Origin of the sequence: Ottowia sp. (genome assembly GCF_035444425.1) — a bacterium.
In the GTDB taxonomy this organism is placed as follows: domain Bacteria; phylum Pseudomonadota; class Gammaproteobacteria; order Burkholderiales; family Burkholderiaceae_C; genus Ottowia.
Map to the genome: position 1 here is coordinate 1 of NZ_DAOMOQ010000076.1, position 5,268 is coordinate 5,268.

Annotated in this window: 4 protein-coding genes and 1 pseudogene; all 5 read left to right on the top strand. The window is 68.1% G+C overall.

Annotated elements, in window-relative coordinates:
• A pseudogene (locus tag PK606_RS15795) lies at positions 1-253 on the top strand (tripartite tricarboxylate transporter substrate-binding protein); the annotation flags it as partial.
• 165 nt (positions 254-418) lie between these two features.
• Positions 419-1,573 (top strand): ABC transporter substrate-binding protein, encoded by a 1,155-nt coding sequence (locus PK606_RS15800; RefSeq protein ID WP_324565309.1) that lies wholly within the window; start codon positions 419-421, stop codon positions 1,571-1,573.
• A gap of 112 nt (positions 1,574-1,685) precedes the next feature.
• Positions 1,686-2,714, top strand: coding sequence for a branched-chain amino acid ABC transporter permease (locus PK606_RS15805; protein ID WP_324565310.1), 1,029 nt, complete (start codon positions 1,686-1,688; stop codon positions 2,712-2,714).
• A complete protein-coding gene (locus PK606_RS15810) occupies positions 2,711-4,531 on the top strand; it encodes a branched-chain amino acid ABC transporter ATP-binding protein/permease (protein WP_324565312.1) in 1,821 nt (606 codons plus the stop codon). Before PK606_RS15805 ends, PK606_RS15810 begins: the two co-directional genes overlap by 4 nt.
• Positions 4,528-5,268: an ABC transporter ATP-binding protein gene (locus PK606_RS15815; protein ID WP_324565314.1), complete on the top strand. Its 741-nt coding sequence runs from the start codon at positions 4,528-4,530 to the stop codon at positions 5,266-5,268. Before PK606_RS15810 ends, PK606_RS15815 begins: the two co-directional genes overlap by 4 nt.

The window sequence follows — 5,268 nt, forward strand, 5'->3', positions numbered from 1 at the left end:
GCAGGGCCTGCCCGGCTACGTGGTCGACGGCTGGATCGCCGTGCTCGGGCCGAAGGGCCTGCCGGCGGCCCAGGTGCGGCGCATGCACGACGCCCTGGCGACGGCATTCGCCAGCCCCGAGGTCAAGGAGGCGATGAACAAGCAGGGCAATGTGATCCAGATCAGTTCGCCGGAGCAGGCATTGGCTACATTTCGCAACGAAGGTGTGCGGTTCGGCGAACTGGTGAAGAAGGCGGGCGTGACGCCACAGTGAGGACGGCACACCAGAGAGCAGGGAGTAGGGTAAATCCCGAGCATCAAGCACAGATATTGTGCGTTTGCATGGGTAGAATAATTAACCGATCGACCGGTCGGGTTATTAATTGGCGACGCGGTCGTCTTGTTTCTCACCCACTCTTGTTTCTCTGGAGGCCTGTTCATGAACGTGAAGAAGCTGGTGCTGATTGGCGCCGCCGCACTTGGTTTTACGACCGTCACCTGGGCCCAGGTGAACGTCGGTGTGACCGTCTCGGCAACCGGCCCGGCCGCCTCGCTGGGCATTCCGGAGCGCAACACCATCGCGCTGATGCCCAAGACCATGGCCGGGCAGACCGTCAACTACATCGTGCTGGACGACGCCTCCGACACCACGCAGGCCGTCACCAACGCGCGGCGCCTGATCTCGGAGCGCAATGTCGACGTCATCGTCGGCTCGTCGACGACGCCGGCATCGCTGGCGATGATCGACGCCGTGGCCGAGTCCAAGACGCCGATGATCTCGGTCGCCGCGTCGGCCGCCATCATCGAGCCGCAGGACGAGAAGAAGCGCTGGGTGTTCAAGACGCCGCAGAACGACATCATGATGGCGCTGGCGATCGCCGACCACATGGCGGCCAGCGGCGTCAAGACGGCGGGCTACATCGGCTTCTCCGATGCCTATGGCGAGAACTGGCATAAGGAGTTCTCCAAGGCGCTGGAAATCAAGAAGATCCAGCTGGTCGCCAACGAGCGCTTCTCGCGCACCGACACGGCGGTCATGGGTCAGGCGCTGAAGATCATCGGCGCCAAGCCTGACGCCGTGCTGGTCGGCGGCTCGGGCACGCCGGCGGCGCTGCCGCAGAAGACGCTGGTCGAGCGCGGCTACACCGGCAAGATCTACCAGACGCACGGCATCGCCAACGCCGACTTCCTGCGCGTCGGTGGCAAGGACGTGGAAGGCACCATCCTGCCGGCCGGCCCGGTGCTGGTGGCCGACCAGCTGCCGGCCAGCAACCCGGTGCGCAAGTCGGCGCTCGATTACATCAAGGCCTACGAGGGCGCACACGGCAAGGGCAGCGTCTCGACCTTCGGCGCCCACGCGTGGGATGCGGGCCTGCTGCTGCAGGCGGCGATTCCGGTCGCGCTCAAGGCCGCCAAGCCCGGCACGCCGGAGTTCCGCGCCGCGCTGCGCGACGCGCTGGAAGGCGTGAGCGAGGTCCCCGGCGCGCACGGCATCTTCACCATGTCGCCGAAGGACCACCTGGGGCTGGACCAGCGCGCGCGCGTGATGGTCAAGATCGAGAACGGCAAGTGGGTCTACCAGGGTTCGAAGTAAGCCCTGCATCCGACAACTGAGATGACCCGGCAGCCAGGCGCTCGCCTGATTGCCGGGTTTGCGGGATGGTAGAGTCGCCGCTTCTCACCGGCCCGCCCAACCAATTGCTCCCATGGACTTACAGATCGCCCTGATGCTGGGGCAGGATGGCGTCGTGAACGGCGCCATTTACGCGCTCATGGCGCTCGCGTTGGTGCTGGTGTTCTCGGTCACCCGCATCATCTTCATTCCGCAAGGCGAGTTCGTGTCCTACGCGGCCCTGTCGATGGCCGCGCTGCAGACCGGCCACTTGCCGGCCGTCATCTGGATGGTGGTCGGCCTCGCGCTCATCACGCTCATCGTCGAGGGCTGGCGCCAGCTGCGTGGCCTGCAGGTGGACTGGAAGGCGACCCTGGTGTGGACCGTGCTGTTCCCGCTGCTGGCAGCCGGCCTGATCTTCGGCCTGCGGCCCAGCTCGCAATGGGGGCAGGCGCTGGCGGTGCTGGCGCTGATCACGCCAATGGGTCCGCTGCTGTACCGGCTCACCTTCCGCCCGCTGGCACACACGACGGTGCTGATGCTGCTGATCGTGTCGGTGGCCCTGCATGGCGTGATGGTCGGCCTGGGCCTGTTCTTCTTCGGTGCCGAGGGCTCGCGCACGACACCGTTCCTGGATGCGCGCTGGGACCTGGGCGGCCTGCCGGTCACCGGCCAGTCGGTGGTGGTGCTGGTGGCCACCGCGCTGCTGCTGGTGGTGATGTACCTGTTCTTCGAACGCTCCATCGTCGGCAAGGCCTTGCGCGCGACCGCGATCAACCGGGTCGGTGCGCGGCTGATGGGGGTTCCGACCGAGCTGGCCGGCGACCTCAGCTTCGCGCTGGCGGCGCTGATCGGCGCCATCTGCGGCATCCTGATCGCGCCGATCACGACGATCTACTACGACACCGGCTTCCTGATCGGCCTCAAGGGCTTCGTCGCCGGCATCATCGGCGGCCTCGCCAGCTACCCGATGGCGGTGGTCGGCGCGCTGGTGGTGGGGCAGCTCGAATCCTTCTCCTCGTTCTGGGCCAGCGCCTTCAAGGAAGTGCTGGTGTTCACCTTCATCATCCCGGTGCTGTGGTGGTTTTCGCTGCGCACCCACCATGTGGAGGACGAGGAATGAACGCGCGCCACATGACCCTGATCGCGGTCGCGCTGCTGGCGCTGGCGTGGCCGTTCCTGCCGCCGTTCACGGTGACCCTGTTCAACTACATCGGCTTGTACTCGATGGTGGCGGTGGGGCTGGTGCTGCTGACCGGCGTCGGCGGCATGATGTCGTTCGGCCAGGCCGCCTTCGTCGGCCTGGGTGCCTACGCGACCGCCTGGATCTGCACCTCGCCGGTCGCCACCGAGGCGCTGGCCACGGTGCCGGCCGGCCTGCTGCCCTGGATCGGCCTGCTGCTGGGGCTGGCGGTGACGGCGCTGATCGCCTGGCTGCTGGGCGCCGTCACGCTGCGGCTGTCGGGTCACTACCTGCCGCTCGGCACCATCGCCTGGGGCCTGAGCCTGTACTACATCTTCGGCAACCTGGAGATGTTGGGCGGCCACACCGGCGTGGGCGGCCTGCCGGCGCTCAACCTGTTCGGGCTCGACATGACCTCGACGCGGGTGCTGGGCGTGCTGATCTGGGCCGTGCTGCTGCTGGGCATCTGGTGCATGCACAACCTGCTGGATTCGCGCGAGGGCCGCGCCATCCGCGCGCTCAAGACCGGCCGCGTGATGGCCGAATCGATGGGGGTCGACACCAACCGGCAGCGCATCAAGCTGTTCATACTGGCGGCGCTGCTGGCATCGGTCTCGGGCTGGCTGTACGCGCACATGCAGCGTTTCGTCAACCCGACGCCGTTCAACCTCAACATCGGCATCGAGTACCTGTTCATGGCGGTGCTGGGCGGCTCCGGCTACCTGTGGGGTGCGGTGCTGGGCGCGACCATGATCACCTTGCTGAAGGATCAGCTGCAGGACCTGCTGCCGCGCCTGCTGGGCGCCACCGGCAACTTCGAGGTGGTGGTGTTCGGCCTGCTGATGGTGCTGGTGCTGCAGCGCGCCGCCGACGGCGTCTGGCCGCTGCTGCTCGCCTGGACCGAGCGCTGGATCAAGCCGACGCTCAGGCAGGCGCCGCGCGCCGCGCCGGCACCGCTGGCGCAGCGCAAGTTGCCGCCGGGCGGGCAGGTGGTGCTGGATGCGGCCGAGGTCACCAAGCGCTTCAGCGGCCTGGTCGCCAACAACGCCGTCGACCTGACGGTGAAGACCGGCGAGGTGCACGCGCTGATCGGCCCCAACGGCGCCGGCAAGAGCACCTTCTTCAACATGATCTCCGGCGTCGACGGCCCGACCTCGGGCACCGTCAAGCTGATGGACCAGCTGATGACCGGCAAGCCCTCGCGCGCGTTCGCGGCGCTCGGCATGGGCCGCACCTTCCAGCATGTACGCCTGCTGGGCCAGCGCTCGGTGCTCGAGAACGTGGCGCTCGGTGCCCACCTGCGCGGCCAGCGCGGCTGGCTGTCGTCGATGCTGCGGCTCGACCGGCAGGAGGAAGCCGCGCTGCTGGCCGAGGCCAGGCGCCAGATCGAGCGCTGCGGCCTGCTCGAGTACATCGACACGCCGGCGGCGTCGCTGCCGCTGGGCCAGCAGCGCATCGTCGAGATCGCCCGTGCGCTGGCTGGCCAGCCGGCGATCCTGCTGCTGGACGAGCCGGCCGCCGGCCTGCGCCACCTGGAAAAGCAGTCGCTCGCCAGGCTGCTGACGCAGCTGCGCGCCGAAGGCCTGGCGATCCTCATCGTCGAGCATGACATGGAGTTCGTGATGAACCTGGCCGACCGGGTCACGGTGCTGGAGTTCGGCACGGTGATCGCCAGCGGCACGCCCGCCGTGGTGCAGGCCGATCCGCGCGTGCTGGAAGCCTACCTGGGCGGCGACCTGACGGGGGTGCAGGCATGAGCACGAAACCACTGCTGGAGCTTGAGAGCTTCGCCGTCAGCTACGGCCCGGTCGAGGCCGTTCACCAGATCGCGCTGACGGTGGGCGAGGGCGAGATCGTCACCGTCATCGGCCCCAATGGCGCCGGTAAGTCGACCCTGCTGAATGCCATCATGGGCCTGTTGCCGTCGAGCGGCGAGTTGCGGCTGGATGGCCAGGGCATCGCCCGCCCGACGGTCGAGGGCATGGTCGCACGCGAGGTCGGCCTGGTGCCGGAGAAGCGCGAGCTGTTCGGCGAGATGTCGGTCGAGGACAACCTGCTGCTGGGGGGGTTCGCCCGCTGGCGGCGCGGCCAGCGCGACCAGAAGGCGCGCATGGCGGAGGTATTCAAGCTGTTCCCGCGCCTGGAAGAGCGGCGCGCCCAGCTGTCGGCCACCCTGTCGGGCGGCGAGCGCCAGATGCTGGCGATCGGCCGCGCGCTGATGGCACGGCCACGCCTGCTGATGCTGGACGAGCCCTCGCTCGGTCTGGCGCCGCTGATCGTGCGCGAGGTGTTCAATATCGTCGCCTCGCTGCGCAACATGGGCGTGTCGGTGCTGCTGGTGGAGCAGAACGCGCGCGCCGCGCTGCAGGTGGCTGACCGCGGCTATGTGCTGGAGATGGGCGCTGTGGCGCTGTCCGGCCAGGCGCGCGACCTGCTGCATGACCGCCGCGTGATCGAGACCTATCTGGGGGTGGGCGGCAAGAAAGCGGCCTGA